Raw genomic sequence first — 18,819 nt, 5'->3', positions numbered from 1 at the left:
TCCGGCTCGGCACGGTCAGCGCTCCTGGCCGGCATGCTCATAGGTGATCAGTGGGGTGTTCGGCTGGTCGGGGGTCGCGTCGAGCAACGCGACGATGCCGAGCGCGGCGCCCACGGCGAGCGCGGCGCCGGCCGCGACGGTCAGTACGGCGGCGAGCAGTCTGGACATCGCAGGGTGAGCCTCTCTGTCGGAGGTCGTCCCCACCCGTTCCCGTGATCTGCGCAACCCGTTTCGCCGGTCCCGTCCGGCAAGTCCTCAGTCTCGACAATGCATTGACACTCCGTCAAGGGTGCCCGTACGGTTCCCGGCCCATACCGCACGTGCACTTACCCTCCTGGTGTCGACGCACCCGTATCACCGCGTACCACCCCGCATCACCTCGATCACTCGCCATCACCGTGATCACCCGTGCGTCGAGCCTCCTCACGCCCCTGGAGTGCCCGGATGCGCCGGAAAGCCCACCCGTCTCCCGACCACCACCCCTCACGGAGGCCCTCCGGGCCGCACCTGCCAATCACCCTCGCACTGGTCCTGCTCGGCCTCGGCACGTTCCTGCTCGTGCTGGCCCCGATGCTCGCGTGGTACGTGGAACCACGGGCCGCCGTGAACCCCATCGACATCGACACGACCGCGGTCTACACCGGTACCGGCGCCTACTTCGACGCCTCCGAGGTGCAGACCGTGTTCGACCAGCGGATCACCATCACCCAGCAGGTCAGAGGCGATGTCGCCGACAGCGAGCACAGTGGGCGCGCCGTCTGGGACGTGACGACGACGGTCGACACGGACAAGACGCTGCCCGCCGCCGACCCGCACGACGCGCTGGAGTTCTTCCCGAACCGCTGGGTCACCGACCGGAAGACCAACCGGCCCGTGCACTGCTGCCAGGAGAACCCCTACTTCGCGGGCGACGCCTACCTCAAGTTCCCCTTCGACGTGCAGAAACACGCGTACCGCTGGTGGGACAACTCGCTCGGCGCGCCCATCACGCTGACCTACCGCGGCACCAAGAAGGTCCAGGGCTACACCGGCTACCGCTTCACCGGCACGGTCGCCCCGACGAAGATCGGCACCCGGCTGGTGCCGGGCGGCATCGTCGACCGGCCGGGCAGCAGCCAGGTGCTGGCCGAGGAGTGGTACTCCAACCACGGCATCGAACTGGTCGTCGACCAGCGCACCGGGCGGGTGCTCTACGCCCAGGTCGGCCCGCGCAGGACGCTGCGCGCCCCGGGCTCCACGTACGACTCGGTACTGCTCCTGGACGCCGACAAGCTGGCCTTCACCCCGGCCACCCAGAAGGATCAGGTGAAGCTGGCGAAGAAGGAGAGCGGTCAGCTGCGCATGGTGGGGCAGACGTTGCCCGTTGGTACCGGTGTGCTCGGGTTCGTCCTTGCCGCGGCGGGGGTCGTTTTGGTGGTACGCGGGCGACGGAATCCCGGTTCGTCCGGTAACTCCCCTTCAACGCTCACGATGTGACGGACAGTCAGCTCCACAAAGGCCCGAATTTGTCACCTCGGTGAGTAGCAGCTTCGAACCACCGGGCGAAAACTGTCCACCCCACCCGAGCACAGCCCGCCCGCACTCCCGTGACAGCAGGCATGCACGCATCCCCCACAGATCGGCGGATTCACCGCACCACCGCCCCACACCCACACCCCCTGCACCCCACCATCTGCCCCACCGAGTTCCGCACCGAGTTCCGCACCGAGTTCCGCACTGAGTTCCGCACCCTGAGACGAGTTGGAGCACAAATGCCCCAGCACGTGCCCTCCCCGCTGCGCAGCGCGGTCCCGCGCGATGCGCAGTCACTCCCGGCGCTTCCCCCACAGCCGCGCCGAATCGTCTTCCTCGCCCACCGGGACCTCGGAAACCCCTCCGCGGGCGGCTCCGAGATCCTCGTCGACCAGCTGGCCGACGGACTGACCGGCCTCGGCCACCAGGTCACGCTGCTGTGCGGCGGGCCCGCGGCCTACCACGGCTACCGGGTCGTCTCGGCAGGCGGCGACCTCGGCCACTTCCTGCGCGCCCGCTCCGCCTTCCACCGTCAGGTCGGCGACTGCGACCTGCTGGTCGAGGTGTGCAACGGGATGCCGTACCTGGCGCCGCTGTGGCACCGCGGTCCCACCCTGTGCCTGGTCAACCACGTCCACACGGACCTGTGGCGGATGCGGTTCGGCGGGCCGCTGGCGCCCGCGGCCCGGATCGGCCGAAGACTCGAACACTGGGCGCTGGCGGGTGCGCAGCGCAGCAATCTGCTGGTCGCCGTCTCACCGTCGACGGCCCACGCGTTGCGTGCGATCGGGGTGGAGCGGGAGCGCATCCGGGTCGTGCACAACGGGGTCGAGGAACCGGGTCCGCGGGCCGAACGCTCGGCGGAGCCGTTGTTCGTGGCGATGGGACGGCTGGTCGAGTACAAGCGGATCGATCTGCTGCTGCGGCTGTGGGAGCGGGTCCGCCCGGTCACGGGCGGCCGGCTCGTGATCGTCGGCGACGGTCCCGAGCGGCAGCGGCTCGCCCATCTCGCGGGCCCCGGCGTGGAGTTCGCCGGGCATGTCTCCGAGGCCGAGAAGCACCGGCTGCTGTGTGCCGCGTGGCTGCTGCTGCACCCCTCCGCCATGGAGGGGTGGGGTCTGGTGGTCACGGAGGCGGCGGCGCGCGAGACACCGGCGGTCGCGTTCGACGTGCCCGGGCTGCGGGACTCGGTGGTGGACGGCGAGACGGGTGTGCTGGCCCGCGGCGAGTCCTCGTTCGCGGCGGCCTGGTGCACGCTCGCGCTGTCCACCCATCGCCGCACCCTGATGGGCAAGGCCGCCCGCGACCACGCGGCCCAGTACCGCTGGAACAACACGGTCCGCCAGTTCAGGGCGGTGGCCGCGGAGGCGGTCACCTCCTGGCGGAGGTGACGCCCATGAACGGCGACCCCGGCACACCCCGCCGAACCACCACCGCGGGCCCACCGCCGGACCGGCCCGACACCGGCGCCCCCGGCGGAGGCGCGTCGGGGGGATGGAAAGACCCCTCCTTCCGGCGTTCGTTCGCGCTCTTCCGGGCGTTCCTGCGCGAGCAGGACGACCCCGAGGCCTGCTACTCGCTGCTGGCCCGTGACGCCGCCGACCAGGTGGAGGCGTACGGCGCCGTCGAGGGCCGTACCGTCGTGGACGTCGGCGGCGGCAGCGGGTACTTCACCGCGGAGTTCCGGCGGCGCGGCGCGCACGCGTATCTCTTCGAGCCGGACGTACGGGAGTTGGGGCCGAAGCCGCCGAAGGCCTCCGTGGTCGCCGACGGCTATCTGCTGCCGCTGGCCGACGGGGTCGCCGATGTCGCCTTCACCTCCAACGTCCTTGAGCACGTGGCCGACCCGGGGACCTTTCTGAGCGAACTGGTACGGGTCACCCGCCCCGACGGGCTGATCTACGTCTCGTTCACCAACTGGCTCTCCCCCTGGGGCGGTCACGAGTGGGCGCCCTGGCACTACCTCGGCGCGGAGCGGGCGCGGGCCCGCTATCACCGCCGTACCGGAAAGCCCGCCAAGCACACCCTCGGCGAGAACCTGTTCGCCGTGCACATCGGCCCCACCCTGCGGCAGGTGCGCGCCCGCGACGACGTCACGGTCGTCTCGGCGCGCTCCCGCTACTGGCCGTTCCTCGCCTCCGCCGTCGCGAAGACGCCGGGGCTGCGGGAGTTCGCCACCTGGAACCTCCTCCTCATCCTCCGGCGGTGTCCACCATGACGACCACGGTCCAGGCTCCTCCCCCGGCAGCCGTCCGCCCCGTCACGACCACCTCCGGCCCCCCGCACGGGCCGCGGTCCAGGCGCTGGCTGCTGGGGTTCTGGGCCGTGGTGTTCGTACTGTTCCTGGCCGTGCACCCCGGACGCATGACCTTCGACACCAAGCTGGGTGTCGCGCTCGACCCCTGGCAGTTCCTCTCCGACCTCGGCCAGCTCTGGCACGACCGGGGCGGCTTCGGCGGCATCCAGGACCAGTACGTCGGTTACGTCTGGCCGATGCTGCCGTTCTACGGCCTGTGCAAGCTGATCCACCTCCCGGTGTGGCTGGCGGAACGGCTGTGGCTGTCCGTCATCGTCTCCGTCGCGTTCTGGGGCGCCCTGCGGCTCGCCGAACGGCTGCGGATCGGCAGCCCGTCCTCCCGGCTGCTCGCCGCCGTCACGTACGCGCTGTGGCCGGTCTTCACGGTGGTCGTCGGCTCGACCTCCGCCGCCGCGCTCCCCGGCGCCCTCCTCCCCTGGGTCCTGCTCCCGCTCACCGACGAGCGTTACGGCGCCCGTGTCGCCGCCCTCCGCTCGGCGCTGGTCGTCCCCTTCATGGGCGGTGTGAACGCGGCCGCGACCCTGGCCTCCCTGCTCCCGGTCGGGCTGTACCTGCTGTCCCGCCCGCGAGGACCCCGGCAGCGCAAGCTGATCACCTGGTGGGTGCCCGGCGTCGTCCTGGCGACGGCCTGGTGGGTGATCCCGCTGCTGATGCTCGGCATCTACGGCGAGAACTTCCTCCCGTACGTGGAGACCTCGCAGACCACGACCGCCACCATGTCCGCCACCGAGTCCCTGCGCGGCGCCGGGAACTGGGTCGCGTATCTGCACTTCGGCGAGGCCTGGCTGCCGGCCGGCTGGACCGTCGCGGCCTCGGCGGTCGTGATCGTCTGCTCGGCACTCGCGGCGGGGCTGGGCCTCGCCGGGCTGGCGAGACGGGACATGCCCGAGCGGCGCTGGCTCGTGCTGACCGTGCTGTCGGTCGCGCTCATCACCCTCGCCGGGTACGGCGGTTCGTTCGGCGCGCCCTTCCACGGCGTGGTCCAGGACTGGCTGAACGGCTGGCTGGTCCCCTTCCGCAACATCTACAAGTTCCAGACGGGGCTCGCCCTGGCGCTGGTGTTCGGCCTCGCGCATCTCGTCGGGGTCGCCGCCGAGCCGCGCGGCGCCCGTCCCGTCCGCGGCCGCGGTTACGCCCCTCTCGTCGCGGCCGTGCTGATCCTGCCGGGGCTCGCCTGGCCGTACCTCAACGGGTCGATCCTCAACCCGGGTTCCTTCCAGCAGCTCCCCCGGTACTGGCAGACCACCGCCGACTGGCTGGAGAAGTACTCCCCCGACTCCCGCGCCCTCGTCGTCCCCGCCACCGCGCACGGCCTCTACACCTGGGGCTCGCCCATCGACGACCCCCTCGACGTACTCGCCGACTCCCGCTGGGCCGAACGCGACTACGTCCCCTTCGGCACCCCGGGCAACCGGCGCGCCATGGACGCGGTCGACCAGGCCCTGCTGACGGGGAGTCAAGTACCTGGGCTCGCGGACTACTTGAGTCGCGCGGGGCTGTACTACGTCGTCGTCCGCAACGACCTCGACCCCGACCAGCTCGGCTATGTCCCGACGGCGACCGTGGAGCGGACCCTGGAGCAGTCGGGCTACCAGCGCGTCACCGGCTTCGGACCGGTCATGACCGGCGGCCGGATCGCGAACCACACCCCTCTCCAGGTCGAGGGCCTCTATCCGCGCGGGCGCGCCGTGGAGATCTACGAACCGGCGAGCAAGGACGTACCCCGCCCCGGGCAGGCCGGGCTGAGCTCGATCGCCTCGACCGCCGTCGTCTCCGGCGGCCCGGAGGCGCTGCTGCCGCTGGCCGCCGACCCGGCGATGCGCGGTCGCGCCGCCGTCCTGACCGGCGACAACCATCCCGGCCTCGGAACCTCGGAGGTCCAGGTGGTGGGCGACGGGCTGCGCCGCGCCGACACCCGCTTCGGCCTGGTCAACGCCAACACCTCGTACACGTACACACCCGACCAGCGCAACGACAGCGACAGTGCGCAGGACCCCGGCAGGAAGCCGCACCAGATCCTGCCGACGAAGGGCATCTCCCACCAGACGGTGGCCGAGCTGCGCGGCGCCCGCTCGGTGACCGCCTCGTCCACCGGCAACTGGCTCTTCCACCTGCCCCAGTACGACCCGGTGAACGCCTTCGACGGCAACCCCGGCACCGCGTGGGCGGAGGGCGCGGCCGGTTCCGCGAACGGGCAGTGGCTACGGATCCGCTTCGACGGGTCGGTGGACATGCCGACGTCCTTCAAGGTCACCCCGCTGGCGCAGGACGGTATGCGGTCGGCGGCGACCCGGGTGCGGGTGGAGACGGAGAAGGGGTCCGCCACCAGCTACCTCGAACCCAACGGCATGACCCAGTCCATCAAGTCCCCCGCCGGTTCCACGGGTTGGATGAAGCTGACGATCCTCGACTCCACCGAGCAGCACGCCGGTCTCACCGGCGCGGGCTTCTCCGAGATCGCCCTCCCGGACATCCAGGTGACCCGGCTGCTGAAGCTCCCGACCGACGCCGCCGGCTCGGACGCCTCCGCCGAGATCGTCTCCCTGCACCGCGCCGCCGACCCCACGGGCCTCTCCCCGACGGGTACCGAGGCGGGCCTGCACCGCGCCTTCTCGACCTCGACGGCGGGATCGTACGAGGTGAGGGCGAGTGCGGTCGCGATCCCGGGCGAGGAACTCGACAAGCTGCTGTACGAGGTCGCGCCCGACCAGCAGAGCCGCATCACGGCGACGGCGGACTCGACGGCGGCACTCGGCGCCGGGCTGTCCGCGCGCAATCTCACCGACGGCGACCTGACGACGGCGTGGATCGCCGGGGCCGGCCCGACGATCCACCTCGGCTGGCCCGGCAAACAGCCGGTGTCCTCCATCGTGCTGGCCCCCGCGGGCGGTCTGTCGGCCCGCCCGACGAAGATCGACATCCACTCTGCGGAGGGGGACGCGGTCGTCGCGGTCGACGAGAACGGCTGGGCCCGCTTCGACCCGATCACCACGGACCACCTCGACATCACCGTCACCGAGACCGCGCCGCTGACCGTGCACAACCCGGTCGCGAACGCGGACCTGCAGCTGCCGGTCGGCCTGACCGAGGCGTACATCCCCGGCCTCGACCAGTACCGCACCCCGCAGCCGTCGGCCACCCGCGCCTTCTCCCTCCCCTGCGGGAAGGGGCCGGAGCTCGCGGTCGACGGGGAGCTGTACCGGACGGGCGTGAAGGGGACGGTGGGGGATCTGGTGGAGCGCCGGGAGGTCGAACTGACGCTGTGTCAAGGCACCTCCGAGAACGCGGTGTTGGACCTCGGTTCCGGTGCGCACCGGGTCGAGGCGGGCGACGCCGGGCCGCTCGCGATCACTGACGTGACCCTCACACGCGGAACGGTCACGGCCGCGGCCGGTGCGGGTCGGGAACTGCGGATCGTGGACTGGCTGGGCGACCGCCGCGAGGTGGCGGTCGGCTCCGGCGCCGCCTCGTACCTGACGACGTACGAGAACTACAACGACGGCTGGCAGGCCACGCTGAACGGCAGGGAACTCACTCCGGTACGGCTCGACGGCTGGCAGCAGGGCTGGCGGATACCGTCCGGCGCGGGCGGCACGGTCAAGCTGTCGTACGAGCCCTCGACGACGTACGAGGCCGGGCTGATCGGCGGCGGGGTCGGCGTGGCGGCGCTCGCGGGCCTCGCGCTGTGGCGACGCCGGGAGGCCAACCCCGACGAGCCGCAGCCGGTGGCGCCGGGGGCCGGGGGGTGGCTCGGCACGGTGGCGCTCACGCTGGTGGGCGTGGTGATCGCGGGCCCGTTCGCGCTGCTGGTCCCCGCGCTGGCGCTGCTCGCGTGGAAACGGCACGAGTTGCTCGTACCGATCGCGTTCCTCGCGCTCGCGGGAGCGGGGATCGCCGCCGCGGTGGGCGCCGGGTCGGCGCCGGGGACGGGCGACGGGGCGTTCGGGCCCGCGGCCCAACTGCTGGCGTTGATCGGCCTGTTCGCGAGTCTGGTGAGCGTCCAGGAGTCGCCGGGGGCAGGGCCCGCCGGGGGCTCCGGTTCGGCCCCGCGGTTCGGTGTACCACCGGGTTCGGCGCCCCCGACCGCACCGCTGCCGCGCCGCCGACGGGGCGAGAACCGCGGGCCGGGAGCCCTTGAGGAGAAACCGGGCGCGGAGACCGGGCCACCCGCGGCGACACCGGGTACGGGCGCCGGGCCACTCGGATCGGCACGCCCTGCCGATTCCGGCGAAGCCGCGCCGCGGGCCGAGTCGGGCGGCGGTGGGGTCGGTGCGGCGTACCCGGCGTCCGAGGCCGGGACACGGGCCCCCGGCGCCGGGCCCACCGCACCGGGCCCCGGGCCCGGACCCGCCTCCGGTCCCACCGTCTCCGCCCGCGGCCCCGGCTCCGCCCCTCGCGAGGCCGAGCCGCGCACCGCGCGGATCGGGTTCCGCAAACCGCGGTCCGGGGCGGGTCCGGTGGACGCCACGGGGAACCCGGCGGACGAGGACACCGGCACGGGAAGGGGCGAACCTCTATGACCGCGGTCGAGCACCCGGCACGGGACGGTACGGACGGGCCGTCCCGGCCCCCGACCCGCGTACCGTTCCCCGTGGTGGACGAGGTCGCCCGGCACTGCCTCCAGGAGGAGGAACCCGAGACCGTCCACATCGAGGTCCACATCCCGGGCCGTCTCGACCCCGCCCGCCTCACCTCGGCGTTCACCGAGGCCCTGCGCCGCCACCCCCGCGTCCTGATGCGTGAGGCCGCGGGCCCCTGGTACCGCCGCCGCTACGAGTGGGAGCTCACCCCCGACCCGGACGTACGGGTCGTGTCCTTCCCGGCGCCGGACCGGGACGCCCTCAAGCACGCCCGCGACCGGGCGCTGGGCGAGGCCCCGTCGCTGTCGGCCTCGCCCCCGATACGGCTGGAGGTCGTCGACGAGGACGACGGATCCGCCGGCACGGTCCTGTTCCTCACCATCAACCACACCGCCCTCGACGGCCCCGCCTGCCTCCGTGTCCTCGCCACCGCGGCGGAGCTGTACGGCGGCAGGGACAACTCACCGGCGGCACCCCCCGTACGGCCGCCCGAGGCGGCAGCGAAGACCGGGCAGGTCGACACCCCGTCCACCTGGGCACCGCCCGCCCGCGTCGCCCAGGGCACCCCCGAGCCCTCACCCGGCAACGGCCTCCTCGTCACCGAGCTCGGTGTCCCGCACCGCCCCAAGGGCTCCCCGTACACCGTGAACGACCAGCTCATGGCGGCCACGGCCCTGATGATCACCCACTGGAACAGGGAACACGGCGCCCGTCCGCGCCCCCTGCGCATCACCATGCCGGTCGACGACCGCCCCCGGGGCACGGACATGCCCATCGGCAATGGCACCCGACTCGTCGAAGTCCCCTTCGCGGCAGCGGAGTTGGACGCGGCCCGGATGGGCGAGCTGCTCCGTCGTACGGCCGAGCGGACGCGCGCCCTCAAGTCACTTCCGCGCCCCCAGCTCGGCCACGGGGCGGCCGTCCTGACCGCCCCCGTGGTCCCGGTCGCCTGGCGGGCCGCCCTCACCAGGGGCCTGCGCCGCGCGGCCGGCCCCTGGACGTCGACCACACTGCTGAGCAACATCGGCCGCATCCCGTACGCGCTGGACTTCGGCGGGGAGGCGGGGCGCGCGCACGCGGTGTGGTTCTCGGCGCCCGCCCGGATGCCCCGCGGTCTGACCGTCACCACGGCGTCCACCGCGGGCCGTCTGCACGTCGCCCTGCGCTGGTCGCGCACCCTGCTCAGCCACGGCGACGGCGCCCATCTCCGCGATCTCTTCGAGCACTATCTGCACGCGACGGAGGAGGACGGCAGGCCATGACGGCAACAGCCTCGACACCAGGCGCGACAACGAACGCGACGGCGGACGCCATGACAGACGCAACGACGGAGGCAACGGCAGACGCAACGACAGCTGCGATGAAAGCCGCAATGACAGATGCGACGATCAACTCGTCAACGGCCGCCTCCCGCGCAGGACTTCGCGACTTCTACGAGAATCCCGCCGTACCCGTCGCCTCCGGCACCCCCCGCAGCCTCCGTCAGGCCCGGATGCTGGCCGCCGTGCTCGGCCCGGCCACGGACGGCGCGCGGACCGTGCTGGACATCGGCTGCGGCGACGGCACCGCGGCCGCCACCGCCGCCCCCCTGCTCGCCGGGCACCGCCTCGTCGGCGTCGACTGGTCGCAGGACGCCCTCAGACGCGCCCACGCCCACCTGCCGTACACGATCCGCGGCGAACTCACCGACGGCGGGCTGCCGTTCGCCGACGCCTCGGCCGACGCCGTGCTGTTCAGCGAGGTCGTCGAGCACCTCGTGGACCCCGACGGCGCCCTCGACGAGATCCGCCGCGTCCTGCGCCCCGGCGGCCATCTGATGCTCTCCACCCCGAACCTCGCCGCCTGGTACAACCGCGCCCTGCTGCTCGTCGGTGTCCAGCCCGTCTTCTCCGAGGTGAGCCTGCGCGCGATCCACGGCCGTCCCGGGCGGGAGGTCGTGGGCCATCTGCGGCTCTACACCGCCCGCGCGCTGCGGGAGTTCGTGTCCGCGGCGGGCTTCGAGGTCGTACGACTGGCCGGGGCGCCCTTCCACGGCGTACCGCGCCCGCTGCGGCGGCTGGACCGGCTGGCCTGCGCGGCGCCCGCCCTCTCCTCCATCCTGCTGCTGCACGCCCGAAGGACGTAGCCCATGTGGTGGGGAGTGGCCGCGGCCCTGCTGGCGAACGTCCTGTACAGCACCGGATTCGTCCTGGAGAAACGTGCGCTGGCCGCGCTGCCCGAGGTGGACATCCGCCGCCCCGCCCGGCTGCTGCGGCTGGTGTTCGCCAGCCCGCTGTGGATCGGCGGTTCGCTGGCGCTGGCCGCCGGCTTCGGCGCCCAGCTCGCGGTCTACCGCACCCTGCCGATCGCCGCCGCCCAGGGCATCTTCGTCTCCGGGCTCGTGCTGCTGGTGCTGCTCTCCTCCCGGCTGCTCGGCGAGGAGACGTCCGGCCGCGAGCGGTACGCGCTCGGCGCGATCCTGCTCGCCCTGCTGATGGTGGTCCTCTCCCTGCGCGAGGGCTCGGACCGGGTCAGCCGCAGCGCCCCCGCGCCGCTGATCCTGACGGTCTGTCTGCCCTCGCTGGCGGCGGGCCTGTGGCTGTACGGGGCCGCCGAGCGCCGTGCGCGGCACCGGCACCGGATGCCGACGACGGGCGTCGAGTACGGCGTGGCGGTGGGCCTGCTGTACGGGGTGAGCTCGCTGGCCATCAAGGGCGTGTCGAGCTATGTGACGACCGACGACCTGGCGGGGGCGGTGGTCCATGTCCTGCGCTCCCCGTACCCGTATCTCCTGCTCTTCACCGGCGCGTTCGGTCTGGTGATGTCGCAGGCGGCGCTGCAGCGCTGCCGGGCCTCGCTGATCGTGCCGGTCTGTACGACGGTGACGAGTCTGTTCACGGCGGTGCTCGGCACGCTCGCGTTCGGCGAGGCGCTGCCGCACGACCCGGTGCGGCTGACGCTGCGCCTGGCGGGCACCGCCCTCGCGGTGTCCGTGCTGCTGGCCATGCCCAAGCACGACACGGCACCCGAACCGCCCATCGTGGCCAAGGAGTTGACACCCCCATGAACCCCGACGACCCGCTGCTGAAGATCCTGGCCTGCCCGCTGGACAAGGGCCCGCTGCATCTGCTCGTACCGGACGAGGCCCCGGCGTCCGACGAAGCGCTCTACAACCCGCGCCTGCGCCGCCGCTACCCGATCGTCGACGGCATCCCGCAGCTGCTGCCGTCCTCCGGGGAGCAGGTCACGGAGGACGAACACGAGGAACTCCTCAAGCGCATGACCCCGAGAGCATGACCCCGATGACCCCGATGACCCCGATGACCCCGATGGCCCCGATGGCCGCAATGGTCGCAATGGTCGCAATGGCTGTAATGACCTCGATGAGCTCGATGCTCCCGAGAAGGGAAGTGACCCCTTGACGAGGACCCTGGCCGCCCGGCTCGCGCCCCATCTCCCGACCCGGCTGGTGGCCGCGGCCGCCCGGCTGGTCTACCCGCGCTTCGAGCCCGAGCTGGCCCGTCTCGCGGACCTCTGTCCGCCCGGCTGCGGCACGGCGGTGGACGTGGGCGGCTGGTACGGCCCCTGGACCCGCCGGCTGTCGGGCCGAGCCCGCCGTGTGGTGACGCTCGAACCGGTCCCCCACCTGGCCCGGCTCCTCTCCTCCTCCACCCCGTCCAACGTCCGGGTGGTCCGTGCCGCCGCCTCCGACCGCCCGGGCTCGGCGCAGCTCTGGCTCCCGCCGGACGACGCGGGCGACCGGGGCGTGTCGTCGTTGGTCCGCCGGGACATCCACGCCCGCGCCCTGGAGGTCCCCTGTGTGACCCTCGACAGCCTGCGCCTCCACGACGTCGACTTCATCAAGATCGACGTGGACGGCAACGAACTGGCGGTGCTGCGCGGCGCCGACGCCCTGCTGACCCGCGACCACCCGGCCCTCTTCGTCGAACTGGAGTCCCGTATCCAGCCCATCGCCCCGGTGGTCACCCATCTCGCCGAGCGCGGATACACGGGCTGGGTGCTGCCCGCCGCCAGCTGGGTGCCCCTGGCCTCCTTCCCCCTGGAGGCCCACCAGGCGCGCACGTCCCACGTGGTCGAGCAGGGCCTGCTGCGCCGGGTGCTGCCCCCGCACGGCCCCCGCTATGTGAACTCGGTCCTGTTCCTCCCGGACGGCCGCCGTCCGGGCGCCACCCCCGTACGCGACCATGGACCCCATGCCCGCCAAGCGACCCGCTAGCCCCTTCACCCCGCTCGACTTCCAACTGGTCCTGCTGCGCCGCATGGCCGACCACAACCCGGACCTCGTCGAGGACGCCCGTCACCGACTGGGCGTCTCGATCGCCGACATGCGCGAGGCGAACCGCCGCTGGCAGGCGATGCTGCACGCGCCGCGCTCCCGCGCCGCCACCTCACGCTACCGCTCGATCCTCGGCGCCCCCGAGTCCGTCACCCCCCGCCGGATCGGCGACCTGTCCTGCGAGGCCCTGCTGTGGCCCGTCCCTCTCTGGCCCGACCTCCGCTTCGAGGTCCTCGTCGCCCCGAACGGCGCCGCCTGGAACGAGTGGCTGGTCCGCGCGCCGGGGGCCGCGGGGCCCGAGCCGCGCACCCTGGACGACCTCCGCCCCTGGTCCTGCACGGTCGACGAGGTCGCCCACGCCTTCGCCCCCGCCCGTCCCCTGGAGGGCACGGCCCCGACCCGCTGGGGGCTGGCGTTCACGGCCCCGGACGCGTCGGGGGCGCCGCGGAAGTGCGCGGCGGAGTTCACATGGGGGTTGCTGCAGCGCGTGGGCGTCAGCGCAGAGCGGCCTTAGCGCAGAGCTGCCTTAGCGCAGAGCTGCCTTGACGACGGCCTCCGCGACGACCGGCACCGACGCCGGATGCAGCCACAGAAACAGATTCGGCTCGACCAGTTCGAGTTCCATCACACACGGGCTCCCGTCGTCGCCGTCGACGAGGTCGACGCGGGCGTAGAGGAGTTCCGTGCCGCCGAGCCCAGCCGGTACGGCCGCCAACGCGCGTTCGGCGACGGCGAGTTCGGCCGGGGTCGGCTCCCATGGCTCCAGCCGGGGGTGCGCGACCTTGTCCGCGTCGTACGCCGTGCCGGGCGCGAGCACGGCGCCCTTGCGGCTGGCGTGCAGGAAGCGGCCGCCGTAGAACTGCAGCGCGCGCTCACCGGCGGTGTCGACACTGGCCAGATAGGGCTGGACCATGGCGGTCAGCCCCCGGGCGTGCATCCGCTCCAGCTGCCGTACGGCCGTCTCGCGCTCTTCGGGCCGGTACCGGGCGGCGAGCCGCGCCCCCGCGCCGGAGGTGGGCTTCACGACGAACTCGTGGCCGTCGGGGAACACGGCGGGCTCGCCCGGCGCGAGGTAGCGGGTCGGCACGGTCGGTACCCCGGCCTCCGCGAGCTCCCCGACGTACCGCTTGTCGGTGTTCCACCGCACCACCGCCGCCGGGTTCGCCAGCCGCGTCAGCTCCCCGCAGCGCTCGGCCCACGCCACGAACTCCGGCACCCGCCAGGTGTAGTCCCAGGTCGACCGGATCACCACGAGGTCGAAGGCCGCCCAGTCGACCGCCGGGTCGTCCCAGTACACGACCTCGGCCCGCGCCCCGATGTCCTCCAGGGCCGCCTTCAACACGGGCAGATCCCGGTCCGCGCTCTCCACGCCCTCCTCCGGCCGATAGGTGGCGAGGGCGACACGGGCACGGGCGGCTGTACGGGCCACGGCGGACTCCATCCTCGTAACGACTGATTCCCGGTAACGGCTGATACCTGATAACGACTGATATCCGGTAACGACTGATACCCGATAACGAGTGCTACCCGAGGAAGCTAACAACCACCGGTGCGAGGAGGGAAAGAGGTTTGTGCGTCAGCCGGGGTCGGCCGCCTTCCACTCCTCGTGGGTGAGGGGAGGCTCGGTGAGCTGGGGCTTCAGGGGGCCGATCAGGGCGGCGAGGAGCACGCTGGGGCCGAGGAGGACATGGGCGCCGCGCTGGAGGGAGGAGACGTCGGTGAAGCGGCGGGCGATGCGGCCGTTGCCGGTGGCCGTGCGGAGAAGGCGGCCGACGTACGCGGCCAGGACCCGGTCGCGGAGCGCGGGGCCGGACGCCGTCGCGCCGGGGTAGAAGACGTCCTGGCCGGTGGCCAGGTCCCAGGCGGCGTTGACCGGGCGTGCCATCGCCTTCTGCGCGGCGCGGGCCAGTCCGGGCGTGCCCCAGCCCCGCCGGCGGATCACGTCGCGCAGCGCCACCGCGCTCTGGGCCGCGACCGACATGCCGTGGCCGTAGATCGGGTTGTACGCGGTGAGCGCGTCGCCGAGGACGGCGAAACCGTCGGGCCAGCGCCGGGCGCGCTCGTAGTAGTACCGGCGGTTCGCGGTGGACCGGGTGACGGCCACGTCGGTCAGCGGTTCGGCGTGGGCGATGAACCGGCCGATGACGGGGTGGCGCAGCTCTTCGAGGGCGAACCGCTGGAAGTCCCTCTCGTCGACGGTGGGTTCGCCGCCGCGCGTGCCCGACAGGGTGACCAGCCAGCGGCCGTCCTCGATGGGCAGCAGGACACCCGCCCGGCCGGGGCTCCCGTCGGGCGGACCGGCCTGCACGTTGATGACGGGGAAGCCGTACCGGGCCTTGTCGGGGGCGCGGTAGAACCGGCTGGCGTACACGAGGCCGGAGTCGACCCGCCGTTCCTCGGGGGCCGGCAGACCGAGGGCCTTCAGCCACTGCGGGGTGCGGGAGGCGCGTCCGGTGGCGTCGACCACCAGGTCGGCCGGGAGGGTGCGCTCGGCGTCGTCGTGGCTGCGCACCCGGACGCCGGTGACGGCGCCGGCGGTGCCGGCCAGCCCCAGCGCCTCGGCGCGCTCGACGAGCTTGACCCGGTCGTCGTCGAGGACCTGCGCGCGGACGGTCGCGTCGAGCAGGTCGCGGCTGCTGAGCAGCATGAAGTGGGACTCGCTCCAGCGCCGGAACCAGCCCTGCGGCGACAGCGCGACCATGTCCGTCGTGAGCGGGAGGCGGTGCGCCCCGGCCTCCCTGAGCAGGTCGACGGTGCCCGGTACGAGTTCCTCGATCGCCTGGACGCCGCCGGACCACAGCAGGTGGGCGTGGCGGGCCTGGGGCAGGTTCTTGCGGCGCTCGGGGCCGTCGGGCAGCACGTCGCGCTCGACGATCGTGACCACGTCCGCGAACTCGACCAGGGCGCGGGCCGCGAGCATGCCGGCGAGGCTGCCGCCGAGGACGACGGCGGACTTCAGCGGCCGGCCGGGGACACTCGTCAGATGGTTGCTCGGACGACGGCCGCTCGCAGGGCGGTCGCCCGTACGCGGGTCACTCGTACGCGGGTCACTCGTACGCGGGTCACTCGTACGCGGGTCACTCGTACGCGGGGCACTCGTACGCGGGGCACTCGTACGCGGGTCACTCGTACGGCCGTCACGCGTACGCCGGTCGCGCGGGGGTCTGGGGCTGGCACTCATGGGGCTGGCACGCTCTCTGCTGCGGCGGCCGCGACCTCGCGGACCGCCCTGATGTCGTCGGGATGGCGGAGGGCTCGGGACACGGCCTCGATGTCCGCCAGCAGGTTCTCGGTGTCCGGGCTGTTGAGGGGGGCGGCGGTGTCGTCCTCCTTGCTGCGCTTCCTGGTCTGGATGGCATCCTGGATCGTCACGACATGCGCGAGGGCCCCCGCCCGGCCGGGCTCGAACCCGAGGCCGAGCGCCGCCTTGTACGCCCTGCGCCACAGGTCCTCGTCGAGGAACCGGGCCAGGTGCAGCAGCGCGTCCCGGATGAACGTCTCGCGGCGCGTCAGACGCAGTTCGGGGGTGGCGCGGAGCCTGAAGGGGAGACGGCCGCCGTCCGTGCCGGCCCGCGTCAGGCGGTACAGGGGCCGCAGGTGCCAGTGGCCGAGGCGGGTGCGGGCCCGGCGGTGCAGGTACTGGCCGGCGTGCGGAAGGATGAAGCCGACCGCGATGAGGATGGCGGAGAGACAGGCGACCGGCGGGGACAGGCTGGTGCTGAGCCAGTCGAGGTCGTGGCCGGTCCAGCGCGCGACGACCGCGCAGAGCTTGGCACTGTCGTAGAGCAGGTTCATGGCGTAGCCGACGCCGAGGAACTTCAGACCGCTGCGCAGCCAGACGTCGAGTCCGTCGGTGCGGATCCAGTTCCAGATCAGCTTGGACGTGATCAGACAGGCCACGGTGTGCGCGAGCAGGTAGAGCACGATCTCTTCGCGCATGAAGGGCGTACGCGCGTAGTACGTGTCCAGGTCGTGGATCCGCTCGACGGGCACGTCGGAGAGCGCGAACAGCACCCACAGCGCGACGATCACGCCGGAGTAGACGGAGACCACCCAGCGGGTGGTGCGGCGGGTGGTCTCGGAGCGGTCCGAGATACCGCCCCGCCAGGCGGTGATCAGCAGCAGGCAGGAGCCGCAGAACGCGGTGATCAGGCTGTAGACCAGGGGCGCCGCGATGTTCGGTACGCCGGTGACACGGTTGGTCCAGGCGATGGTCGGCGGCGCCGCGAAGACGAAGACGCCGCAGGCGAGCACGAGCAGGCCGCCGACCGCGCGCAGCAGCGGGTCCTTCCAGAGCTTGACGATGCTGGGAAGTTTGATCGCGAGGGCGGCGGTGAGGACCGCCGTCGGGATCCAGAACGAGATGTAGAACCCGTCGAAGAAGCGGGAAGGATTCATCGCCGGTCAGTCCTGGGGTCCGCGGTAGCCCAGGGAGGCCTGGATGGCCCGTCCGACCGGGTCGACGGGGCCCTGGGTGCAGGGGCCGGTGACCCAGGAGCGGAAGACGCTGGCGAGGTGCAGCCCGAAGTCCTCGGCCTCGGCCTCGTCGGCCTCGTGCGAGCCGTTGCGGGCGGCGACGTTCAGCGCGATCTCCTGCCAGCCGGGGTCGTCGGACAGGGCGCGGGCGGCCGCCGCGCCCGCGAAGTGGTGGTGGGAGTGGGAGTGTCCCGCCATCATGTGCCACAGCTCATGGCCGAGGATGACGAGTTGCTGCACCGTTTCGGCGCGTTCCTCGACGATGACGAGGTCGAAGTCCTGGAACTCCATCCACAGGCCGGTCACTTCGATCTCGTCCGGGAAGCGCTCGAAGCGGAGCTGGATGGGGCGGTCGTCGCGGCGTCCGCTCATCTCCTGGCACAGGGCCTCGGCCAACTGCCGTACGTCGACGGGCGCGTCGAGCCGTTTCTTCAGCGCGCGGGTGAGCTCGACGGTGAGACCGCGCATCTCGGAGTCGGACCGGCGGGAGAGCAGTGCGGTGGTGCGCTTCCACGCGGTGCGCAAAGGCTTCGCGGTGTGGAAAGGCCTCATCGTTCCCCCTCCTCACCCTCGCCGCTCAGCAGACCCTCAAGCATGAGCGTGAGCGCTTCCTGTTTGCGGGGTGTCAGCCGCCGGCCCCGCAGCGCGAGGGTGACGACTCCGTGCTTGAGCGTGAACTTGAGCAGCGGGCCGTCCTCGGCGCCGCCCTCCAGTTCCTGGAGGATCCGTCGCAGAGCCGTGTTCAGGACGACGGGGGCCGGGTCGGTGAAGAACTTCGTGCCCTCCTCGATCCGGAAGAACTCCGCGAGCAGGGTGAGGTCCGGCACGTTCGGCATCTTGTCGCCGTTGAGGAGACTGCGGGCCCACTTGTCGCTGATCCCCAGCCGCGCGGCGACGTCCCGGCACACATCGGCGGGCCGCTTCCCGCTCTCGGCGAGATACGCCTCGTACAGCGCGCGGACACGCCCGCGGATCCGGTCGTCGACCTTGTCCGCGCCGGGCGCCGCGCTGTCGAGCAGTGCCCGGATCTCTCCCTCGGCGAGGGCCGTCCTCGTCGACAACTCCCGTACGTCCAGGACGTCGCCCCGGTGGAGGCCCTTCTCCGCGATCCGCGCGTCGAGGCGCGCGAGCGTCTCGTGAAGAGGAGGCAGTGACGCACTCACCCGTGCACTCCCGGCAGTTGAACCGTCGATCCGTCAAATGGTCGCGCTGTGCGCCGAGACTACGGGCCCGGCTCGACCCGCGCCATGGTTTCCGAACGATCGTTCCCGGTTCCAGAACGATCGCTCCCGTTCAGGGAGCAGCCCAAGGAATTCACCAGGGATCACAGGAACCAACGGGATCGGCAGGTTCAACGGATGCAACGGGATCAACGGGATCAACGGGGCATGAAGCGACCCAGCTCCCGCGACTTCTCCCGCAGCTGTGCCGCCCAGGTTCCGCCGTCCGGCGGGGCGGACATCCCGGCGCGCTCCGCGAGGACCAGCACCGTGGCCACAAAACCCTCGGAGAGGGCCAGCATGATGGCGTGCCCCGTTCTTCGGTGCCGCGTCGGCAGGGCGTCCACGAACACCTCGAGGACGGCCGGGTCCTCGCGTGAATAACGGCCATCGGCGCGACGGACTCGTCCGGCGTGCGCGCCGAGCTCCGCGTCCGTC

The 18,819-nt window shown here is 72.4% G+C and carries 16 protein-coding genes and 1 pseudogene; 10 read left to right on the top strand and 7 right to left on the bottom strand.

The features are described from left to right. Positions 1-15: 15 nt before the first annotated feature. Positions 16-168 (bottom strand): hypothetical protein, encoded by a 153-nt coding sequence (locus RV986_RS35840; RefSeq protein WP_475921335.1) that lies wholly within the window; start codon positions 166-168, stop codon positions 16-18. Positions 169-444: 276 nt separating this feature from the next. Here RV986_RS35840 and pgfA point away from each other — a divergent pair, with 276 nt between their 5' ends. The 10 genes from pgfA to RV986_RS35790 all read left to right on the top strand — a co-directional run bounded on the left by pgfA (position 445) and on the right by RV986_RS35790 (position 13,199). Then, a complete protein-coding gene (gene pgfA, locus RV986_RS35835; protein ID WP_475921334.1) occupies positions 445-1,476 on the top strand; it encodes a cell envelope lipid trafficking protein PgfA in 1,032 nt (343 codons plus the stop codon). Between the two features lie 275 nt (positions 1,477-1,751). Next, entirely contained in the window at positions 1,752-2,903 is a 1,152-nt protein-coding gene (locus RV986_RS35830) for a glycosyltransferase family 4 protein (RefSeq protein ID WP_475921333.1), read from the top strand. A 5-nt stretch (positions 2,904-2,908) separates the two neighbouring features. Further along, on the top strand, positions 2,909-3,730 hold the full coding sequence (locus RV986_RS35825) for a class I SAM-dependent methyltransferase (protein ID WP_475921332.1): 822 nt from the start codon (positions 2,909-2,911) through the stop codon (positions 3,728-3,730). Continuing rightward, on the top strand, positions 3,727-8,349 hold the full coding sequence (locus RV986_RS35820) for an alpha-(1->3)-arabinofuranosyltransferase (protein WP_475924557.1): 4,623 nt from the start codon (positions 3,727-3,729) through the stop codon (positions 8,347-8,349). Before RV986_RS35825 ends, RV986_RS35820 begins: the two co-directional genes overlap by 4 nt. After that, positions 8,346-9,671: a condensation protein gene (locus tag RV986_RS35815; protein WP_475921331.1), complete on the top strand. Its 1,326-nt coding sequence runs from the start codon at positions 8,346-8,348 to the stop codon at positions 9,669-9,671. The genes RV986_RS35820 and RV986_RS35815 overlap by 4 nt, the downstream gene beginning before the upstream one ends. A gap of 110 nt (positions 9,672-9,781) precedes the next feature. After that, positions 9,782-10,534 carry a class I SAM-dependent methyltransferase gene (locus RV986_RS35810; RefSeq protein ID WP_475921330.1) on the top strand — a complete coding sequence of 251 codons (753 nt, stop codon included), beginning with the start codon at positions 9,782-9,784 and terminating at the stop codon, positions 10,532-10,534. Positions 10,535-10,549: 15 nt separating this feature from the next. Further along, on the top strand, positions 10,550-11,455 hold the full coding sequence (locus RV986_RS35805) for a hypothetical protein (protein WP_475924556.1): 906 nt from the start codon (positions 10,550-10,552) through the stop codon (positions 11,453-11,455). Beyond that, the gene (locus RV986_RS35800) at positions 11,452-11,685 is read left to right on the top strand and encodes a Trm112 family protein (RefSeq protein WP_475921329.1); all 234 of its coding nucleotides are present in this window, start codon (positions 11,452-11,454) and stop codon (positions 11,683-11,685) included. The genes RV986_RS35805 and RV986_RS35800 overlap by 4 nt, the downstream gene beginning before the upstream one ends. A 121-nt stretch (positions 11,686-11,806) precedes the next feature. Continuing rightward, a complete protein-coding gene (locus tag RV986_RS35795) occupies positions 11,807-12,625 on the top strand; it encodes an FkbM family methyltransferase (RefSeq protein WP_475921328.1) in 819 nt (272 codons plus the stop codon). Further along, complete coding sequence (locus RV986_RS35790; protein WP_475921327.1) at positions 12,594-13,199, top strand: hypothetical protein; 606 nt, start codon at positions 12,594-12,596, stop codon at positions 13,197-13,199. The genes RV986_RS35795 and RV986_RS35790 overlap by 32 nt, the downstream gene beginning before the upstream one ends. A gap of 12 nt (positions 13,200-13,211) precedes the next feature. Here the strand turns inward: RV986_RS35790 and RV986_RS35785 are convergent, their stop codons facing one another. The 6 genes and pseudogenes from RV986_RS35785 to RV986_RS35760 all read right to left on the bottom strand — a co-directional run. Then, on the bottom strand, positions 13,212-14,126 hold the full coding sequence (locus tag RV986_RS35785) for an ATP-grasp domain-containing protein (protein ID WP_475921326.1): 915 nt from the start codon (positions 14,124-14,126) through the stop codon (positions 13,212-13,214). Positions 14,127-14,261: 135 nt separating this feature from the next. Then, positions 14,262-15,605, bottom strand: a complete 1,344-nt coding sequence (locus RV986_RS35780) for a pyridine nucleotide-disulfide oxidoreductase (RefSeq protein WP_475924555.1) — start codon at positions 15,603-15,605, stop codon at positions 14,262-14,264. Positions 15,606-15,862: 257 nt separating this feature from the next. Beyond that, a complete protein-coding gene (locus RV986_RS35775) occupies positions 15,863-17,083 on the bottom strand; it encodes an MAB_1171c family putative transporter (protein ID WP_475921325.1) in 1,221 nt (406 codons plus the stop codon). A 6-nt stretch (positions 17,084-17,089) separates the two neighbouring features. Then, a complete protein-coding gene (locus tag RV986_RS35770) occupies positions 17,090-17,713 on the bottom strand; it encodes a toxin-antitoxin system, toxin component family protein (RefSeq protein WP_475921324.1) in 624 nt (207 codons plus the stop codon). Beyond that, the gene (locus tag RV986_RS35765) at positions 17,710-18,324 is read right to left on the bottom strand and encodes a transcriptional regulator (protein ID WP_475921323.1); all 615 of its coding nucleotides are present in this window, start codon (positions 18,322-18,324) and stop codon (positions 17,710-17,712) included. The genes RV986_RS35770 and RV986_RS35765 overlap by 4 nt, the downstream gene beginning before the upstream one ends. A 215-nt stretch (positions 18,325-18,539) precedes the next feature. Next, positions 18,540-18,803 (bottom strand): annotated as a pseudogene (locus RV986_RS35760) (DUF6086 family protein); the annotation flags it as partial. Positions 18,804-18,819: the final 16 nt, after the last annotated feature.

The sequence above is a fragment of the Streptomyces sp. RLA012 genome (assembly GCF_056270325.1).
This window is presented reverse-complemented; position numbering and strand designations above follow the sequence as displayed.